This window comes from Natrinema versiforme, assembly GCF_005576615.1.
Lineage (GTDB): Archaea > Halobacteriota > Halobacteria > Halobacteriales > Natrialbaceae > Natrinema > Natrinema versiforme_A.
Window position 1 is genome coordinate 628,184 of record NZ_CP040330.1, and the last position, 16,617, is coordinate 644,800.

The 16,617-nt window shown below is 67.4% G+C and carries 21 protein-coding genes; 12 read left to right on the forward strand and 9 right to left on the reverse strand.

Annotated features, from left to right (window positions below):
* Window positions 1-196: 196 nt before the first annotated feature.
* Together FEJ81_RS03040 and FEJ81_RS03045 are read right to left on the reverse strand one after the other, a co-directional pair.
* Window positions 197-1,477: a DHH family phosphoesterase gene (locus FEJ81_RS03040; RefSeq protein WP_138243885.1), complete on the reverse strand. Its 1,281-nt coding sequence runs from the start codon at window positions 1,475-1,477 to the stop codon at window positions 197-199.
* A gap of 72 nt (window positions 1,478-1,549) precedes the next feature.
* Window positions 1,550-2,023, reverse strand: coding sequence for a universal stress protein (locus tag FEJ81_RS03045; RefSeq protein ID WP_138243886.1), 474 nt, complete (start codon window positions 2,021-2,023; stop codon window positions 1,550-1,552).
* 114 nt (window positions 2,024-2,137) lie between these two features.
* Here FEJ81_RS03045 and FEJ81_RS03050 point away from each other — a divergent pair, with 114 nt between their 5' ends.
* The gene (locus FEJ81_RS03050; RefSeq protein ID WP_138243887.1) at window positions 2,138-2,596 is read left to right on the forward strand and encodes a universal stress protein; all 459 of its coding nucleotides are present in this window, start codon (window positions 2,138-2,140) and stop codon (window positions 2,594-2,596) included.
* 32 nt (window positions 2,597-2,628) lie between these two features.
* On the opposite strand, the gene FEJ81_RS03055 is transcribed toward FEJ81_RS03050, so the two are convergent.
* Entirely contained in the window at window positions 2,629-3,231 is a 603-nt protein-coding gene (locus FEJ81_RS03055; RefSeq protein WP_138243888.1) for a GNAT family N-acetyltransferase, read from the reverse strand.
* Window positions 3,232-3,233: 2 nt separating this feature from the next.
* Window positions 3,234-3,605, reverse strand: coding sequence for a universal stress protein (locus FEJ81_RS03060; protein WP_138243889.1), 372 nt, complete (start codon window positions 3,603-3,605; stop codon window positions 3,234-3,236).
* A 146-nt stretch (window positions 3,606-3,751) separates the two neighbouring features.
* Between FEJ81_RS03060 and FEJ81_RS03065 the strand changes: the two genes are divergently transcribed.
* The 4 genes from FEJ81_RS03065 (at window position 3,752) to FEJ81_RS03080 (ending at window position 8,250) form a co-directional block, all read left to right on the forward strand.
* Window positions 3,752-5,221 (forward strand): ATP-binding protein, encoded by a 1,470-nt coding sequence (locus FEJ81_RS03065; RefSeq protein ID WP_138243890.1) that lies wholly within the window; start codon window positions 3,752-3,754, stop codon window positions 5,219-5,221.
* 638 nt (window positions 5,222-5,859) lie between these two features.
* Window positions 5,860-6,876, forward strand: coding sequence for an SDR family oxidoreductase (locus tag FEJ81_RS03070; RefSeq protein ID WP_138243891.1), 1,017 nt, complete (start codon window positions 5,860-5,862; stop codon window positions 6,874-6,876).
* Between the two features lie 123 nt (window positions 6,877-6,999).
* The gene (locus FEJ81_RS03075; protein ID WP_138243892.1) at window positions 7,000-7,329 is read left to right on the forward strand and encodes a hypothetical protein; all 330 of its coding nucleotides are present in this window, start codon (window positions 7,000-7,002) and stop codon (window positions 7,327-7,329) included.
* A gap of 96 nt (window positions 7,330-7,425) precedes the next feature.
* A complete protein-coding gene (locus FEJ81_RS03080; protein ID WP_138243893.1) occupies window positions 7,426-8,250 on the forward strand; it encodes an MBL fold metallo-hydrolase in 825 nt (274 codons plus the stop codon).
* 56 nt (window positions 8,251-8,306) lie between these two features.
* On the opposite strand, the gene FEJ81_RS03085 is transcribed toward FEJ81_RS03080, so the two are convergent.
* Window positions 8,307-9,335, reverse strand: a complete 1,029-nt coding sequence (locus FEJ81_RS03085; protein ID WP_138243894.1) for a DUF5787 family protein — start codon at window positions 9,333-9,335, stop codon at window positions 8,307-8,309.
* A gap of 162 nt (window positions 9,336-9,497) precedes the next feature.
* Between FEJ81_RS03085 and FEJ81_RS03090 the strand changes: the two genes are divergently transcribed.
* The 6 genes from FEJ81_RS03090 (at window position 9,498) to FEJ81_RS03115 (ending at window position 12,965) form a co-directional block, all read left to right on the forward strand.
* Window positions 9,498-10,730, forward strand: coding sequence for a translation initiation factor IF-2 subunit gamma (locus tag FEJ81_RS03090; protein ID WP_138243895.1), 1,233 nt, complete (start codon window positions 9,498-9,500; stop codon window positions 10,728-10,730).
* Window positions 10,731-10,734: 4 nt separating this feature from the next.
* Complete coding sequence (locus tag FEJ81_RS03095) at window positions 10,735-11,127, forward strand: PIN domain-containing protein (protein WP_138243896.1); 393 nt, start codon at window positions 10,735-10,737, stop codon at window positions 11,125-11,127.
* Window positions 11,128-11,697, forward strand: coding sequence for a DNA-directed RNA polymerase (locus FEJ81_RS03100; RefSeq protein ID WP_138243897.1), 570 nt, complete (start codon window positions 11,128-11,130; stop codon window positions 11,695-11,697). It begins immediately after the preceding gene.
* 2 nt (window positions 11,698-11,699) lie between these two features.
* Window positions 11,700-11,897 (forward strand): transcription elongation factor subunit Spt4, encoded by a 198-nt coding sequence (gene spt4 / locus FEJ81_RS03105; protein WP_076143095.1) that lies wholly within the window; start codon window positions 11,700-11,702, stop codon window positions 11,895-11,897.
* Window positions 11,898-11,902: 5 nt separating this feature from the next.
* A complete protein-coding gene (locus FEJ81_RS03110) occupies window positions 11,903-12,490 on the forward strand; it encodes a GTP-dependent dephospho-CoA kinase family protein (protein WP_138243898.1) in 588 nt (195 codons plus the stop codon).
* 127 nt (window positions 12,491-12,617) lie between these two features.
* Complete coding sequence (locus FEJ81_RS03115) at window positions 12,618-12,965, forward strand: hypothetical protein (protein ID WP_138243899.1); 348 nt, start codon at window positions 12,618-12,620, stop codon at window positions 12,963-12,965.
* Window positions 12,966-12,989: 24 nt separating this feature from the next.
* Here FEJ81_RS03115 and FEJ81_RS03120 read toward each other — a convergent pair whose 3' ends face one another.
* Both FEJ81_RS03120 and FEJ81_RS23010 read right to left on the reverse strand, forming a co-directional pair.
* The gene (locus tag FEJ81_RS03120) at window positions 12,990-13,985 is read right to left on the reverse strand and encodes a fumarylacetoacetate hydrolase family protein (protein WP_138243900.1); all 996 of its coding nucleotides are present in this window, start codon (window positions 13,983-13,985) and stop codon (window positions 12,990-12,992) included.
* Entirely contained in the window at window positions 13,982-14,152 is a 171-nt protein-coding gene (locus tag FEJ81_RS23010; protein WP_175416344.1) for a hypothetical protein, read from the reverse strand. The genes FEJ81_RS03120 and FEJ81_RS23010 overlap by 4 nt, the downstream gene beginning before the upstream one ends.
* Window positions 14,153-14,239: 87 nt before the next feature.
* On the opposite strand from FEJ81_RS23010, the gene FEJ81_RS03125 reads away from it, so the two are divergent.
* Window positions 14,240-15,325, forward strand: a complete 1,086-nt coding sequence (locus FEJ81_RS03125; RefSeq protein WP_138243901.1) for a geranylgeranyl reductase family protein — start codon at window positions 14,240-14,242, stop codon at window positions 15,323-15,325.
* Window positions 15,326-15,329: 4 nt separating this feature from the next.
* On the opposite strand, the gene FEJ81_RS03130 is transcribed toward FEJ81_RS03125, so the two are convergent.
* Window positions 15,330-15,893, reverse strand: a complete 564-nt coding sequence (locus FEJ81_RS03130; RefSeq protein ID WP_138243902.1) for a hypothetical protein — start codon at window positions 15,891-15,893, stop codon at window positions 15,330-15,332.
* A 174-nt stretch (window positions 15,894-16,067) separates the two neighbouring features.
* Window positions 16,068-16,478, reverse strand: a complete 411-nt coding sequence (locus FEJ81_RS03135; protein WP_138243903.1) for a hypothetical protein — start codon at window positions 16,476-16,478, stop codon at window positions 16,068-16,070.
* Window positions 16,479-16,617 lie beyond the last annotated feature (139 nt).

A 16,617-nucleotide genomic window follows, 5' to 3' on the forward strand; every position in this document is an offset into this window, starting at 1 on the left:
GCTCGTCCACTGGAAGACCCGCTGCGTCTTCCATGCAGTCGCTCGTTCCACTCGCGACGACCTCGCACGGCTTCGGACCGCGGCTCACAGTCGTTCGTTGCGGTCCAGCGCGCGCCACCGCACATCGGTTGACCAGTCCGAAGTGATACAGAGCGCCCTATATCGATCGTTTAATAGTTATGACAAAACGAGTCGATCAGTCGTCGCTTGCGTCCGCGTCGTCCGCTTCCGCCGCTTGTTCTTCGGCTGCCTCGTCGACGACGTCGCGGAACGCGTCGAGGATGACCCGTTTCGTCACAGCCCCGCGGGTCGTCCAGTGGTTCGCGTAGTCGAGCATGTCGTCGTAGATGTCGGGTTTACAGCCCGCGGCCTTGGGGTGGCCGCCGCCGTTTACCTTCCCCGCGACCTCGTGGCACAGTTCGAATTCGTCGGTGCCGCGGATCGAGGCCGACCCGGCGGGTTTGACGATCACCGAGGCGTCGGCACCCTGCTCGCGCATGGCTTCCGCGACCTCGTTTTGCGAACAGCGGCCGTAGGTGATCCCGACCGTGTAGCCGCCGATCTCGCGGAGTTCCGCTCGGCCGACCGCCTGGTCGATGAGCGCCTCCTTCTCGACGCGGCGCTCGGCGATGTAGTCCGTGACCCACTCGGGGAGGTCGACGCCGTACTCGCGGACGACCTCGACGTACTCGGCGGGGTCGGTCCAGTAAGCGTAGTCCGCCAAATCGTCGCTGCGCGGGTCCTCGCGCAGCCAGAGATCGTGATCCCGCGTGACCGCCGCGAGTTCCTCGTACATCGGGTCGAACTCGTACTCGAGCGAGCGATAGACCACGTCGGCGGAACACTCCTCGTCGGAGTCGCCGATCACGAGGTCGACGCCGGTCTCGCGGACCGCCCGCGCCACGTCGTCGCCCCACTGGTGGTGGTCGTACCACGCGATCGAGTCCGCGGTCTCGAGCGCGGCCGCGAGCTCGTCCTCGACGTACTCGTATCGGTCCGGCGCGAGGTCGCAGACGAAGATGTCGATCCCTTCGTCGCCGTACTCGGCGACGCGAGCCAGCGCGTCTTCCACGTCGTGGGGGCTCGCGGGAACGAGCGCGACGGTGTGCGGCGTCGGTTCCGGTTCCTCGAGCGGCTCGTCGGCGTCTCCGGCCGCGATGACGACGTTCTCCTCGTCGGCGTCGTCGGTCGCGTCCGCGACCGATTCCGGCCGGTCCGCATCGTCTCCGTCACCGTCCTCGTCGGGGTCCGGAATGTTCTGCACGTCGTCGTAGGCCTCTCGAAGGAGGGCGACACAGGCCAGTCCGTCGGCGTCCGGGTCCGCGATGACCGCGACCTCGGCCCCCTCGAGTGCGGCCTCGGTCTGCTGGTCTTCGAGGTCGTCCTCGAGCGTATCTGGCAGGAAGAATCCGGTTCCCGGCAGTACCGACTTCCGGGCGAGCGACAGATCGCCGCTCTGGATAAGTTCGTCGTACATGGGACGTACTGGGTGACCGGCGGGGAAGTAACCGCCGGTATCGCGAGACGACGCGGCCGAACGCGTCCTTGATCAGGCGTTCGCGGGGATCTCGTCGCCGTCTTCGCCGTCGCCATCGCCCGCCGGCTCGAGTTGGCGGACCGTCAGGACGGGCACGGGCGAGGTGCGGACGATCCGCTCGGCGACGCTGCCGAGCAGCAGGCGGTTCTCGCCGTGGCGACCGCGGGTCCCCGTCGCGATCACGTCGGCGTCGATCTCCCGGGCGTACTCGCAGATTTCGACGGCGGGCCGGCCCTCGCGGGTGGCGGTCGTCACGTCCCGCTCTGCCCGCTCCTCGACGGTAGCGAGCGCGGCGTCGGCTGTCGTCTCGAGGGCGGTGCGGAGTTCGGCCCGGAGCTGCTCGGGCGAGGCGTCGACCTCGCTGGCGTCGATCACCGAGAGCGCGTGGACCTCGGCGTCGAATCGGTCGGCGAGATCGAGCGCGATGTCGACGGCCCGTTTCACGCTGTCGGAGCCGTCGGTGGCGACCACGACCGTATCGAACATGACCGGGGATTGCGCTCGTACCCGCTTAAACGTCCCCGTTCTGCGGGGGCCGGTGACGACCGCACGCGGGAGCCGTGGGGTGGCTTTTTTGTGACGGGCCACCCACTGCCGCGTATGGACGCCAGCGAGCCGTTTACCGTCGACACAGTTCTCGCACCGGTCGACGGGAGCGACGAGTCCGCCACCGCCGTCGAGTACGCCGTCGCCGTCGCCGACCGGTACGACGCCTCCGTCCACGCGCTGTTCGTCCTCGGACGCGGCGTCGTCCGGGGACTGGACGCCGGGACGGTCGACGAAACCGACATCGCGGAGAACACGCAGGGCTTTTTCGACGACATCAGCACCATCGCCGACGACGCCGGCGTTCCGCTCTCGACCGCGGTCGACGACGGCTTCTCGCAGACGCGGAAGACGCGCCACCCCGGGAACGTCGTCCTCGACACGGCCGACGATATCGACGCCGACTTCATCGTCCTCCCCCGGGAACCCGTGACGCGAGCCGAGGCGGAGGTCCTCGAGAAGGCCGCCGAGTACGTCCTCTCGTACGCGAGCCAGCCGGTGCTGTCGGTCTGATTCCGGTCGGATGAAACTACTACAGCGGGCGTTCAGCGGTCGTTGTCGCCGTTGCCATCGTCGCCATCGCCCTCGAGCAAGATCGCCATCTCCTGTTCGAAGCTCTCGGTGCCGGTCGATTCGAAGCCGACTCGCTCGTAGAGCGCGATCGCCGGGTTGTTCCAGCGCTCGACGGTCAGCCACACGCGCTCGATGCCGACATCGCTTGCGTGGCCGAGGAGGTTCTCGAGCAGCGTCGTCCCGATACCGGCCCGCTGGTAGGCCTGCAGGACGAAGATCGCCAGCTCCCACTCGATGTCTCTCCTGTGCTCGATCGCGGACGGATCGTCGGTGTCGGGGACGAGCATCGCGTGGGCGATCACGTCGCCGTCGTGGCGGGCGACGACGTTAACGCTATCCTCGCCGATCGTCTCGAGCCAGTTGCGGATGCGCTCCTCGCCGGTCGGCGGGATTCCCTGTGCGCGGTCGGTCGGGTCGAACTCGGTGTACATCTCGACGACGTCCGCGAGCGCCTCGTCGGCGAACGCCTCGGGTGCCCGAATCTCGACCGATCGCCCCTCGCGGTCCTCGACCGTCGTCGGCGGCGAGGGGAACGGCCCGGACGGGTCGTCCGGATACTGACGCGATCCGGACATCGTTATCGCACCAGTTTGACCGTCGTCGGCGCGTTCAACAGGACGAACTCGGTGATCGGGCCGAGCTGAATCTTCCCCATCGGGCTCAGGGTGCCGCCGCCGATGACCAACTGGTCGTACTCGCCCTGCTCGGCGTAATTGACGAGCGCGCTTCCGGGATCGCCCTCGAGTTTCTCGACCGCGACGTCGGTGATGTCACCCTCCTCGAGGGCGTCGACGGCTTGCTGATACATTTCGTCCTGCGAGCGTTTCGACTCGGGTTTATCGAGGACGACGATCGTCAGGTCGTCACCGACCTCGCGCGTCCGCTCGATGGTCCGTCGGAGCGTCTTCACCGACTCGTCGCTGCCGCCCAGACCCAGCAACACGTTCATACTGGTGACTGTGAGCCGATACACGAAAACGGTTGTGCCGGTTTCCGTCGCTGAACCGCCACCGCGGGACCGCTCGGGATGGAACGCGGTCACATACGTTGCGCGGGACGACGCTGTTAAGAACGTGTAGCGAGTACGCTCACGGAATGAGTGACGCGGCGCTCGATGTCGTGGAATTTCTGCTCACGACGAGCGTGTATTCGGACGACCGGACGCTGGACGAGAACGACCTCCCGCCGTCGTTCCGCCGGGTCTACTGGACCGGCGGCGTCGACGAGGACGGGGACGACGGAGACGGCGGCGGAAGCGGGCGCAAACCCGCCGGGATCAGTCGCCCGCTGTCGGTGACGACGACGACCGCCCGCGAGGCGACCGGCGTCGACCGCCCGTGGGAGGCCGTCTCCGACCTCATGTTCACCGAGCGCGACGAGTTCTCGGGAACGATCACCCTCGCCCAGCGGGGGATGGCCGAGGAGTGGTTCGCCGAGCGCGTCGACGACGAGCGCCTGCTCGAGAACCCGACGCTCGCGAAACACTTCGCGAATCACGACGACTACGACTTCGCGGTCACCCACGAGGAGGCCCGCGAGCGAAACCGGCCGATTCAGGCCGACCGCGTCTGGATCGACGGCCTCCTCGAGGAGTACTTCGACGAGGAGGAAGACGAGGAGATGCTCGACCTCGTCGAGGTTCGTGCGCCCGAGGAAGTCGACATGTCGCTGGACGACCTCGTGCTCACCGAGGACCAGCAGAACGAACTCAACAAGATCTCGAAGGCGATCGAACACCGGGATTACCTCGCGAACATCGGCCTGCGAGAGATCGGGAAACTGCTGTTCGTCGGGCCGCCGGGCACCGGGAAGACCTCCACGGCACAGGCGCTGGCACAGGACATGGACCTGCCGTTCGTCGAGGTGAAACTCTCGATGATCACGAGCCAGTACCTCGGCGAGACGGCCAAAAACGTCGACAAGACCTTCGAGGTCGCAAAGCGACTCTCGCCGTGTATCCTCTTCATCGACGAGTTCGACTTCGTTGCGAAGACGCGGCGCAGCGACGAACACGCCGCGCTCAAACGGGCCGTCAACACCCTCCTCAAGAGCATCGACAACATCTCGCTCATCGAGGACGATGTCCTGCTCATCGGCGCGACCAACCACCCCGACCAACTCGACGACGCCGCGTGGCGGCGCTTCGACGAAATCATCAACTTCCCCAAGCCCGACCGCGGCATGCGGGCGGACATCCTCGGCCTGATCACCCGCACGATGGATATCGACGAGTTCGATCCGCAACTCATCGCCGAGGTCACCGAGGGCCTGACCGGCAGCGACCTCCGAATGGTGCTCCGGGAAGCGGTGCTCGAGGCGCTGACCGAGGACCGGACGACGCTGACACAGGAGGACCTCATGAACGCCGTCGAGGAGTTCGAGGAGCGGGACACGCTGAAGAACATGGACATGATGGAGGGCGATCACGACGCGCTCGTCGCGGGCGGCGACCTCGGCGATGCAGCCAGCGACGGCGGCGAGCCGAGTGATGCGAGGCGATCCTCGTCGGACCACGGGTCCGACGGCGGTCACTCGCACGATCACGATCACGACCACGATCACTGACGTTGCTTCGGAGCGGGTCTCGAGACGGCGCTATCGGTCTTTTTACGAAACAGGGCCTCGAGCGATGACACCAGCAAACCGTCCCAGTAGAAGCCGGCCGGACTGGGACTTCGGCACACGATTCCTATCGAAATCGGTGGGAGAGCATCGTTGCGATCGCGATAACTGGAACGAGAGCGAGGATGCTCGCTGTCTCAACGGCCGTGTATTCGCCCGACAGATGAACTGACGCGGCGATACCCACCAGGACTCCCGAGACGGAGAGTCCCAGAACGCGAGGGTCCGTCCGGAGGGACGAATCGACGGACGTCGTCATTCGTGTCTCGCGGGGGTGCTGCTGGGACTCCTCTGAGTGGCCGTCTGCGCGGTCATCCGCCATACTATTACAACTGTGACACGTCCTATAAGTTCCCACGCCTCGCCGTTTCCGCTGCGTATTGATTGTGACCGCCGACAGAGATAGGCGCTCTCTGCACTCGAGGGAGGTTGGTCCTCAGTTCATCCGTCGTACGAACGGCCAGTTCGGAGGTATCGAGGTCGAACGAGTCTCGCGATCGGCCCTCGACCCGATGACTGCCCGGTTGCCATGCCAATACAGGCGTCAGGTAGCACCGTCTCGAGGCGGTAGCCCAACTGCTATGAGTCCCAATCCGGATCTGAAACCGCTCGAGGAACAGACGATCGTGATCACCGGCGCGTCGTCGGGGATCGGCCTGACGACGGCGCGGACGGCCGCGGACCGCGGGGCGCGAGTGGTCCTCGCGGCCCGCAGCGAGGACGCGTTGCGGGAGGCGACCGAGGAGATCCGCGACGACGGCGGCGAGGCCGAGTACGTCGTCGCCGACGTGGGCGACCGGGACGATGTCCGCGAAATCGCCGACACGGCCGCGGAAACCTACGGCGGCTTCGATACGTGGGTCAACGGCGCGGGCATCTCCATCTACGGCAAGCTAACCGAGGTTCCGGTCGAGGACATGCGCGAGCAGTTCGAGACCAACGTCTGGGGAGTGCTGTACGGCTCGCTCGAGGCCGCCGAGCGCCTGAAGCAGAAAGACAGCGGCGGTGCGATCATCAATATCGGGAGCATCGTCTCCGATCGCGCGATCATCCTGCAGGGCAGCTATTCGGCGTCCAAACAGGCGGTCAAGGGCTTTACCGACTCGCTGCGCATGGAACTCGAGCGAGACGATGAACCCGTGTCCGTGACGCTCGTCAAACCGAGCGCGATCGACACGCCGTTCGCGGAGCACGCGAAGAACTACATGGAGACGGAAGCCTCGCTGCCGGCCCCCGTCTACGCGCCGGAGACGGTCGCGCGGACGATCCTCGACGCCGCGGCCGATCCCCAGCGCGAGGTGACCGTCGGCGGCGGCGGGAAGAACATGGTCGCGATGGGGCGGACCCTCTCGAGCGCGATGGACACCCTCATGGAGACGGTGTTCGTCGACCAACAGCGGAAGGCGGAGCCGCCGACCGAATCGGACGGGCTCGAGGATCCGACCGGCAACCTCGAGGAACGCGGCGGCTACGAGGGCCACGTCGCCGAGTCGAGTCTCTACACGCGGCTCCGCCAGCGACGGGTCTCGCCCGCGGTCGTCGCCGGCCTCGCGGCGACCGCCCTGTACGTGGGGTACAGGGCGATCCGCGGCCGGTGACCGCGACGGCTGGGACCTGCGTCGCGAACGCGACCGCGACGGCGGGCCGATGGTCCGTGACGGAGCGGGGACCGGTCGTCCCGCGGGGAATATCCTTTATGTGACGGCTGCCAACCACCCTCTATGAGCGATAGCGCGCCAGAGGGGTCCGCCGCGGACGCGTTCGCCGACCGGGCGCAGGCGGCCCACGGCGACTCGATCTGCCGGCTCGTCGTCTTCGGGGACGCCGCCCGTGGCGACGACCGCGGCGTCCACGCGTCGGTGGAGGTACTGCTGGTCCTCGAGGACGCGACCGAGGACGTCGAACGCGAACTCGAGGCGCTCGGCGAGACCGTCGGGCTCGAACACGGCGTCGTCTTCTCGGTTCACGTCCTGCCGATCGACCGGTTCGAATCGCAGACGGACCACCCGTTCATCCGGACGGCGCTCGAGGAAGGGACCTCGTATGTGTAGGCGACGGCGGGTCGAACGCGCCGACAGCGCCGACCACGCCGACCGCGGCCCGACGGCCGCTCGGTCGCCCACGTCAACCGGAGGTGTCACCGCCCGATGCGGGTGACCTTGCTGGGTACGGGCGACACGACCGGGACGCCGACCGTCGGCTGTGACTGTGACACCTGCGAGGCCGCCCGCGAGCGCGGCGTCGAACGCACGCGGTTCTCGGTCCACGTCGAGAACGAGCGGACCGACGAATCGCTGCTGATCGATTTCAGCCCCGACTTTCGCTCCCAGTTCCTCCGCGACGAGGTACCCCTGCCCGACGCCGCCGTCATCACCCACATCCACTTCGACCACCTCGACGGACTGGGCAACGTCTTCCGCGTGCTCGACTCCCTCGAGGTCTACGCGGCCGACGAGACCGACCCCGAGACCGGAAAGAGCGTCGCCGAGACGGTCCGGGACGACTATCACTACCTCGAGCCCCTGACCGTGGTGCCGACGACGCCCCTCGAGACGGTCCGCATCTGCGGGCTCGACGTGACGTTGGTCCCGGTCGATCACCCGCCGCTGGTCTGTTACGGGCTCGTCGTCGAGGACCCGGTGACGGGTGCGAAACTGTCGGTAACCGGCGATACGAGCTACGAGATTCCCGCCGCGTCCCGTGATGTCCTCGCCGACGCAGACCTCCTGCTCGCCGACGCCATCGTCCCCGCGAGCCTCTGTGAGCACCACCCCATCGGCGGTCGCCACGAGGACGCCGAGGGAACCCCGCGGACGTTCGGTACGAAGCACATGACTCGAGAGGGAGCCCTCGCGATGGCGGAGAAACTGAACGCCGATCGGACGCGGCTGGTCCACCTCGCCCACTTCTACCCCGCTGAGGAGGCCTTCGCGGAGCCGCTCGCGGTCGACGGCGAGACGTACGTGCTGTAGGCGACCGACTGCGCCGTCGTTCGACCGCTCGAGGGAAACGAGCGGCCGACCCCCGATCAGCCGAACTGATCGAGTCCGGACTGTCGTCGTCGCTTGCCGCTCGGCTCGGCCTCCCACGCGGTCCGGCGATCGCGTTCGGCCTCGAGATCGACCGCGGGCTCGGTCTCGGCCCCCGGATCGGCCTCGTACCCCGGACACGAGGGGCCACACTCCGAACCGGCGTCGACCACCCGGTCCTTCCACTCGCAGTAGGGCAGCGTCGCACCGCTCGCGTCCTCGGGGCGACAGGCCCCGCAGTCCGGAAACGCGTACGTTCGCCAGCCCTTGCCGTAGGCCCGTTCGGCCAGCCGCCGGCGCGCTCGCGCCTTCGCGTCGGCGGAGACGGTCGCGATCTCGGTGCGGCCGGGGTGGGATTCGAGGGGTTCGATGCCGCGCTCGTCGACGGCCAGCGGCGTCGGCTCCCGAACCACCTCGATCTCGAGCGCACTCGTCGGTGCCGTCTCGGCCGTCGGGTCGCCGCCGTCGCGGTGGACTCGCCAGACGCCGACTTCGTCGGGAATTCGGTTCAGGTGTGCGCGCGTGACGTAACTCTCGGTCGCGAGCACGATCTCGTCGACCAGCGCGAGGCTCGCGTCGGTTCGCAACTGGGCCTCGAGGTCGCCCGGCCGCCCGAGGTCGGGCTTGTTCTCGATCCCGACGATGCGGTCGTACCAGTCGGGGTAGCGGGCGACCTGCCGGACGTACTCGCGTCCGCCGACCGCGCCGGCGCTGTGATCGCGCTCGAAGAAGCCGATCTCGAGGGCCCGCTCCGTGGCGCTGCGGGCGCGCTCGGGGTGGCAGTCGAAGGCGTCCTTCCAGTAGCGGGCCCGCCCGGTACCGACGGCGGACTCGATCGCGGCGTCGGGGATCGACTCGCTCGCGATCGCGACGCGGTCGTCGAACTCGGGACCGGGCTCGATACAGACCGCGTCGAGAATCCGCCCGCCGGGATCGGCGACGCCGCCGCCGAGTTGCCGGGCGACGATCCCGTCGCGTCGCTCCTCGAGACGGGCGCACAACTCGAGTTCGAACGCGAACTCCGACACGGGTTCAGTGAGGGGCGGACTCGAGATAAGTCGCCGGGTTCGGCGGCTCGCAGTCGGCCGTGCGTGGGAACCTCACTGTCACTTCGCCGCCGGCGGAAGGGATAGCTCGCAACCTTTATCAAGCGCACAGCGGAATCACTACCCAAGATTACTCATCGTCTTATGGTAGGAAATCGACAACCGGAGGTGAACATCGGGCTCGTCGGCCACGTAGACCACGGCAAGACGACGCTGGTGCAAGCCCTCAGCGGTTCGTGGACGGACCAGCACTCAGAGGAGATGAAACGCGGTATCTCCATCCGACTCGGCTACGCGGACGCGACGTTCCGCCACTGCGACGGGCTGGACGAACCCGAGTGTTACACCGTCGAGGAGGAGTGTGCGGACGGCTCGCCGAGCGAGCCGCTCCGGACCGTGTCGTTCGTCGACGCCCCGGGTCACGAGACTCTGATGGCGACGATGCTCTCGGGCGCGTCGCTGATGGACGGGGCCGTGTTGGTGGTCAGCGCCAACGAGCCCGTCCCCCAGCCCCAGACCGAAGAGCACCTGATGGCGCTCGACATCATCGGGATCGACAACATCGTCATCGCCCAGAACAAGGTCGACCTCGTCGACCCCGAGACCGCCCGCGACAACCACGAGCAGATCACGGAGTTCGTCGAGGGCACGGTCGCGGAAGACGCCCCGATCGTCCCCGTCTCCGCGGGTCAGGAGGTCAACCTCGACCTGCTCATTCAGGCCATCGAGGAGGAGATTCCGACCCCGGACCGGGACCCCGACGCGGACCCCCGGATGCACGTCGCCCGCAGTTTCGACATCAACAAACCCGGCACGACTGCGAAGGACCTCGCCGGCGGCGTCCTCGGCGGCAGTCTCGTCCGGGGCGAACTCGAGGTCGGCGACGATATCGAGATCCGACCCGGCCGCGAGGTCGAGGAGGGCGGCAAGACCGAGTACGTCCCGATCGAGACGAGCATCCGCTCGCTCCAGGCCGGCGGCGAGACCGTCGACACCGTCACGCCGGGCGGCCTGCTCGGCGTCGGGACCGGGCTCGACCCCTCGCTCACCAAGGGCGACGCGCTGGCCGGCCGGATGGCCGGTCCGCCGGGGACGCTCCCGCCGACGTGGAACGAGTTCACCATGGACGTCGACCTGCTCGAGCGGGTCGTCGGCGCGGAACAGGGCGAGACGGTCGACGAGATCAGCACGGGCGAACCGCTGATGATGACCGTCGGTACGGCGACGACCGTCGGCTCGGTCACCAGCGCCCGAAGCGGCGAGTGCGAGGTCAAACTCAAACGGCCCGTCGCCGCCGATCCGGGAACGAAAATCGCGATCAACCGCCGCATCGGCGCGCGCTGGCGGCTGATCGGCCTGGGAACGCTTACGGACTGAGGCGATGAGCACGCGGACGCGGGTCGCCCTCGATACGAGCGCGCTCATGATGCCGGTCGAACTCGACGTGCGGCTGTTCGAGGAACTCGACCGGCTCCTCGACGACTACGAGCCGACGATTCCACAGGCCGTCCTCGAGGAACTCCGGCGGCTATCGGAGAAGGGCGGCACGGAGGGGACGGCCGCGACCGTCGGCCACGATCTGGCGACCGAACGCTGTCTCGTCGTCGACACGGAGGCATCGTACGCGGACGACGCGCTGGTCGAACTCGCCCGCGAGGGCGCGGTCGACTACGTCGTGACGAACGACCGTCCGTTGGGCGACCGGGTGCTCGAAGCGAGCAGACCGGTAATTGCATTACGCGGGAGAAACAAGTTAGCGATCACTCAACCATAGATGTACAAACGGGTCAGATTGAAGGATACGGTAGAAGTGCCACCGGAAGAGCTCGGCGACGTGTCGCCGGATCGAGTCAAGCGACTGCTCCAGGACAAACTCGAGGGGCGAATGGACGAGGAGGTCGGTAGCGTCGTCTCCGTCACCGAAGTCCACGATATCGGCGAGGGAACGGTGCTGCCGAACCGGCCGGGCGTCTACTACGAGGCCGAGTTCGACGCGGTGACGTTCGATCCGGAGATGCAGGAAGTCGTCGACGGCACCGTCGTCGAAGTCGTCGAATTCGGCGCCTTCGTCGGCATCGGCCCCGTCGACGGGCTGCTCCACGTCTCGCAGATCAGCGACGAGTATCTCGCCTTCGACGGCGAGAACCAGCGGCTCTCCTCGAACGAGTCCGACCGCGCGCTCGGCGTCGACGACGCCGTTCGGACTCGTATCGTCACCAAGAGCATCGACGAGCGCAACCCCCGGGACTCGAAGATCGGGCTCACCGCCAAACAGCCCGGCCTCGGCAAACACGGCTGGCTCGAGGAAGAGCGCGAGAAACGCGAAGCGACCGCAGGTGAATAACCATGGCATCCGACCGTCTCGTCTGTCGCGAGTGTCACCGGGTCAACGAACCCGACAACGAGACCTGTGACGCCTGCAACTCCTCGTCGCTGACCGAGGACTGGGCGGGCTACGTCATCATCGCCCACCCCGAGGAAAGCGAAATCGCGACGGAGATGCAGATCACCGAACCGGGCGCGTACGCCCTGAAGGTCCGCTGACGCACGTGACCCGCGACGACGACCGAGACGCGGCGTCCGCCGCCGACGACCAGCTACTGGTTTTACCCGACGACCTGCGCCACGAACTCAAGGAGCCGATGGGACCCATCGAGACCGACGCCGACCGGCTTCTCGAGACCGTCGACGGCCCCCTCATCGCCGTCGGCGACGTCGTCACCTACCACCTGCTCGAGGCGGGCCACCGGCCCGACGTCGCACTGGTCGACGGTCGCACGAAACGCAGCGCGGTCGACGAGGAGATCCGCGAGGCAGTGACGTCGGGCGCGAGCATCGAAGTCAGAAACCCCCCTGCGGAGCTTTCGGCACCGGTCGTTCGGGCGCTCCGACGTGCTCTCGCGGCCGACGAGCCGACGACGATTCTGGTCGACGGCGAGGAGGATCTGGTCGCGCTTCCGGCCATCGTCGCCGCGCCCGAGGGCGCGAGCGTGGTCTACGGCCAGCCCGACGAGGGGATGGTCCACGTGAAAGTCGCCGACGACCACCGGACCGAGATGCGCGCGCTCCTCGAGCGCTTCGAGGGCGACACCGAGCGGTTCTGGGCCCTGCTCGAGGGCTCGGACGACGGCGAGTAAGTCCTCGTTCTCTCCGGTATCCGCTGTGGACGTCTCGAAGTCAGTCCTCGAGAGTCTCACCCGGATGTGATTCGTTTACCGTAATAGACTCGAGACATTTATCACCCGATCTGTTGGTTAAATTGTCATGAACCGTGCCCTCCCGATCGCGGTCACCGTCGGCGTGAGTATCGGTGTGGCAGTCGCGATGATGGGACAGCCAGCGTGGGTCGTCGTCATCAGTGTGAGCGCGCTGTATACCGGCTGGTCGTATTTCGTCGCCCGGGATCCGGGCCTGCTCTCGCTCGAGGGGCTCGCGTTCGAGGACACGAGGGACTCGATTGGGTACGCGGTCGGTCTCTTCGGCGCGAGCGTGTTCGGTGTCGGCATCTACGGCATCGATGCCGTCGTTTTCGTCGGCTACCTCGGTGTGATCGGCTTTCTCCTCACCGCGAGCGCCGCACACAGGCACGAGCAGGCGGCTCCTCGGAGCTAGCGACTCGGCACTCTTGGCGATCGGTCACTCGATAACGGTGTGCTCGAGCGTACCGATCCCCTCGACCTCGAGCGCGACGGTATCGCCGTCCTCGAGCCACTGGCCTAACTCGAGCCCGCAGCCCTCGCCGACCGTGCCGCTGCCGATAACGTCGCCGGGATGGAGCGTCTCGGACTGCGAGACGTGCTCGATGATGTCGGCGAAGGAGTGGTACATCTCGTCGACGATGCCGGTAGACCAGACCTCGCCGTCGATCCGAGCGGTCATCGGGGCGGAGAGCACGTCGATGTCCTCGCGGGGGACGAGGTACGGGCCGAGCCCGTTCGCGAAGTCCTTGCCCTTCGCCGGCCCGAGACGGCCCTCCATCTCCTCGCCCTGGATGTCGCGGGCGCTGAAATCGTTGAACACGGTGTAGCCGGCGATGTGCTTCTCGGCTTCTTCTGCGGGAATGTCACGGCCGCGCTCGCCGATCACTGCAGCGATCTCGAGTTCGTAGTCCATGATCTCCGAGTAGTCGGGCCACTGGACCGTCTCGCCGGGCGCGACCACGCCGTCGGCGTTGCCCTTGTAGTAGACCGGCAGGTCGTACCAGACGTCCGCGATCTCGCCGTCCATGCTGTTTTCCACGTGCTCCTCGATCGCCATGCAGTCCCGCAGCGAGTTGGGCCGCGGCAGCGGCGCGAGCAGCCGGTACTCACCGGGCTCGTACCGGAGTTTGGCACCGCCGGGACCGCGCTCGGCGTCCGTCTCGGCCGCGTACTCGAGCGCCTCTCTGGCGTCCGCGATCGCCCGGTCGCCGCGCTCGAGGAAGGCGATCATCTCCGGCGGGACGTGCGAGCGAGCCAGATCCGCGGGCGCGGGTTCGCCCTCGGCCTCGAGAGTCGCCCCGTAGGCGGCGGTGAGATCGACGAGGGCGGCCTCGTCCGCGGGGGTATCGTCGGTGTCGGTCGACTCGTCGACGGCCCCGATGCGCTCGACGGGGCCGACGGGGGTGTCGACCGCGAACGTCGCGAGCTTCACGCCGTCTCACCGCCGGTTTTGGCGTCGGCCCCGTCGAGCCGTTTCGTGCTCGTCTCGTGGCCGAACGCACCGATGCTCGGCGGCGTCGGTTCGCTCGCTGCGCCGTCCTCGAGACCAATGGTGCGGTCGATCGGGGTGGTCTCGTCGGGTGCTACCAGTTCGCTCATGGGGGTCACGACCAGCGGGATCCATTTAGTACTGCCTCCGCGAATATCTCGAGAAACTATTTACCGGCCGCCGTGAACGTGCCGGGTATGTACGATTTCGTCGTCGTCGGCGTCGGACCGCCGGGTGCGCGTTTTGCCCGCCGGGCCGCCGAGGAAGGCCACGACGTGCTCGCCCTCGAGAAGGGCACCGTCGGCGAGCCGCTCGCCTGTTCGGGCCACGTGAGTACTGATCTCTGGGCATTCACGGGCGAGGGCGCTCGCGAGGAACTGTTCCAGAACGAGGTCTACGGCGCGCGGTTCCACGTCGGCGGTCCCGACAGCGACGCCTACCCGTTCTACAAGCGCGAGGTCGCGTCGAACGTCATCGACCGCGTGGGACTGGATCGCCACCTCGCCGACCTCGCACGCGAGGCGGGCGCCGATGTCCGCGAGGAACACACCGTTACCGAGGTCACCGAACACCGCGACCGTGTCGACGTCGTCGCGAACGGCCCCGACGGCACCGTCGAGTTCGAGGCGAAGATGCTCGCTGGCTGTGACGGTCCGCGCTCGAGGGTCCGCGACGAACTCGAGTTGCCACAGCCCGAGGAGTTGCTCCACGGCGTGCTCGCCTTCTCCGAGGAGGACGATCACGAGGACTTCGTCGACGTCCACCTCACGCCGCCGACGTTCTTCGCGTGGCGCATCCCCCGCGGCGAGGCCGGCGTCGAGTACGGCCTCGCGGCGCCGCCGGGCGTGCAGGTGACCAAACACTTCGAGGAGCTGATCGACGGCTACGAGATCGACGTCTCTCACCGCTGTTCCGGCGCGATCCCGATCGGGCCGCCGGACCGCGTGACGACCCGCCGGGCGTTTCTCATCGGCGACGCGGCCGCCCAGACCAAGCCGTTTACCGGCGGCGGGATCCTCTATGGCATGACCAGCGCGGACCACGCCGCCCGCGAGATCGACCCCGATCGACCGACCACGCTCGCGGCCTACGAGCGCGCGTGGCGCGACGACTTAGAGCGCGAACAGGAACTGGGCCGCTGGATCCGGCGGGCCTACTCGCTGCCCGAGCCCGTCCAGCGGGTCGGGCTGGGTGCGCTGTCGGGCGAGATCGGCGTTCACATGGACCGACCGACGTCGCTCGTCTCGCTCGAACACCTCAAGGCGCTGCTCTCGCGGCCGTAAGCCGTCACTCCCTGATTTCTATCACGGCCGTTCCCATCCCGATCATCCCGATCACGAATCCGACCAGTCCGCCGAGGATGGGAACGAGTCCGACCAGCGCGGCGACGATGATCGCGACGGCCAAGGCGGCCGGCCACGCGTCGGCCGCGAGTCGACCGACCGCGAGGTAGCCGAGTTCGCCGGCGACGATCAGGACGAAGACGTAGCCGAGGAGCAACGGAATCGCGAGGACGAGACCGATGACCGTGATCGCCAGCAAGACCGACGCACCGATGACGCCGATCAGGCTCGCGAGCCCGTAGACGAACGCCGCACCGGGCGATTCGAGCGCGCGGTCGGTCCGGCGTCGCGTTCCGTCCGGCGAGACGATGATCAGGAGTCCGCCGATGACGAGCGTGACCGCGGCGGGGCCGATCGCGTCGACGTACCACGGATACTGGGTCGCCGTCTCGACGCCGGTCCTGGCTCCGTCGGTGGTGCGCTGAGCGATCGCCGGCACCGGACCGGCCGCGAGAAACAGGATCGCCGCGAGGACGCCAGAGCGGAGACGCGGGGCTCGAGTGGGCATATTTCGCCCCTCACACGAAGATGATAAATAAGTGTCGGGTAATAGACGTTCGTCGGATCGAGCACGCTGCCTGCGTCGACGGCTTTCCCGTTCGTTCGCCCGATCGACGGCTATGGTCTCGAGCCGCCCGCTCGATCGGGCTGGGGAGCGACACTGCGTTCGCCGGCGACGTTCTCAGGCCTCGCCGCTCCCGACGATCCCGCAGGCGATCGCCTCGGGTTCGACCAGCGTCTCCCCCTCGACGGCGTCGGGATGCAACAGGAGGATCGTGTCGTCGGGCATCTCGTCTTCGACGCGGACTCTCCGGCCGAGTACCTCCTCGAGTTCGTCGACGTCGTCGATGTCGAACTCGCGCTCGCAGAGGAGTTCGGCGTTAGTCCGCGAGAGGACGAAGACGAGTTCGCCCGGCTCGAGGTGTTCGCTCTCGGCGGCCTCGAGCAAGTTCTCGAGCGTGTCCGAGGAGACGCCCTCGAGCGAGCGGATCGTCACCCGTTCGGTGTCCGAGCCCGGCGCTTGCTGTGACTGCGTGCGGACGCGGGCGGCCAGTTCCTCGAAGTCGGTTTCATCGTCGAGACGCGAGGGCATGCGTCGTGCTCTGCGGTCGTCGGGCTTTAGGTTGTGGCCGGCCAGTTCCGGCGGTCGGTCGCGGCGGTTTCCGTCTGGAATGCCCGTTGAGCGAATTCGGGATCGGATCGATCCCGCCACGGTGTCACCGAGTCCGACA

Excerpts from the sequence above, each read along its gene's own strand:
- FEJ81_RS03045 (WP_138243886.1), bottom strand. The coding sequence starts at position 2,023 with ATGTTCGATACGGTCGTGGTCGCCACCGACGGCTCCGACAGCGTGAAA.
- FEJ81_RS03070 (WP_138243891.1), top strand. The coding sequence starts at position 5,860 with ATGAGTCCCAATCCGGATCTGAAACCGCTCGAGGAACAGACGATCGTG.
- FEJ81_RS03115 (WP_138243899.1), top strand. The coding sequence starts at position 12,618 with ATGAACCGTGCCCTCCCGATCGCGGTCACCGTCGGCGTGAGTATCGGT.
- FEJ81_RS03125 (WP_138243901.1), top strand. The coding sequence starts at position 14,240 with ATGTACGATTTCGTCGTCGTCGGCGTCGGACCGCCGGGTGCGCGTTTT.
- FEJ81_RS03130 (WP_138243902.1), bottom strand. The coding sequence starts at position 15,893 with ATGCCCACTCGAGCCCCGCGTCTCCGCTCTGGCGTCCTCGCGGCGATC.
- FEJ81_RS23010 (WP_175416344.1), bottom strand. The coding sequence starts at position 14,152 with ATGAGCGAACTGGTAGCACCCGACGAGACCACCCCGATCGACCGCACC.
- FEJ81_RS03135 (WP_138243903.1), bottom strand. The coding sequence starts at position 16,478 with ATGCCCTCGCGTCTCGACGATGAAACCGACTTCGAGGAACTGGCCGCC.
- FEJ81_RS03090 (WP_138243895.1), top strand. The coding sequence starts at position 9,498 with ATGGTAGGAAATCGACAACCGGAGGTGAACATCGGGCTCGTCGGCCAC.
- FEJ81_RS03095 (WP_138243896.1), top strand. The coding sequence starts at position 10,735 with ATGAGCACGCGGACGCGGGTCGCCCTCGATACGAGCGCGCTCATGATG.
- FEJ81_RS03065 (WP_138243890.1), top strand. The coding sequence starts at position 3,752 with ATGAGTGACGCGGCGCTCGATGTCGTGGAATTTCTGCTCACGACGAGC.
- FEJ81_RS03040 (WP_138243885.1), bottom strand. The coding sequence starts at position 1,477 with ATGTACGACGAACTTATCCAGAGCGGCGATCTGTCGCTCGCCCGGAAG.
- spt4 (WP_076143095.1), top strand. The coding sequence starts at position 11,700 with ATGGCATCCGACCGTCTCGTCTGTCGCGAGTGTCACCGGGTCAACGAA.
- FEJ81_RS03080 (WP_138243893.1), top strand. The coding sequence starts at position 7,426 with ATGCGGGTGACCTTGCTGGGTACGGGCGACACGACCGGGACGCCGACC.
- FEJ81_RS03055 (WP_138243888.1), bottom strand. The coding sequence starts at position 3,231 with ATGTCCGGATCGCGTCAGTATCCGGACGACCCGTCCGGGCCGTTCCCC.
- FEJ81_RS03060 (WP_138243889.1), bottom strand. The coding sequence starts at position 3,605 with ATGAACGTGTTGCTGGGTCTGGGCGGCAGCGACGAGTCGGTGAAGACG.
- FEJ81_RS03050 (WP_138243887.1), top strand. The coding sequence starts at position 2,138 with ATGGACGCCAGCGAGCCGTTTACCGTCGACACAGTTCTCGCACCGGTC.
- FEJ81_RS03075 (WP_138243892.1), top strand. The coding sequence starts at position 7,000 with ATGAGCGATAGCGCGCCAGAGGGGTCCGCCGCGGACGCGTTCGCCGAC.
- FEJ81_RS03100 (WP_138243897.1), top strand. The coding sequence starts at position 11,128 with ATGTACAAACGGGTCAGATTGAAGGATACGGTAGAAGTGCCACCGGAA.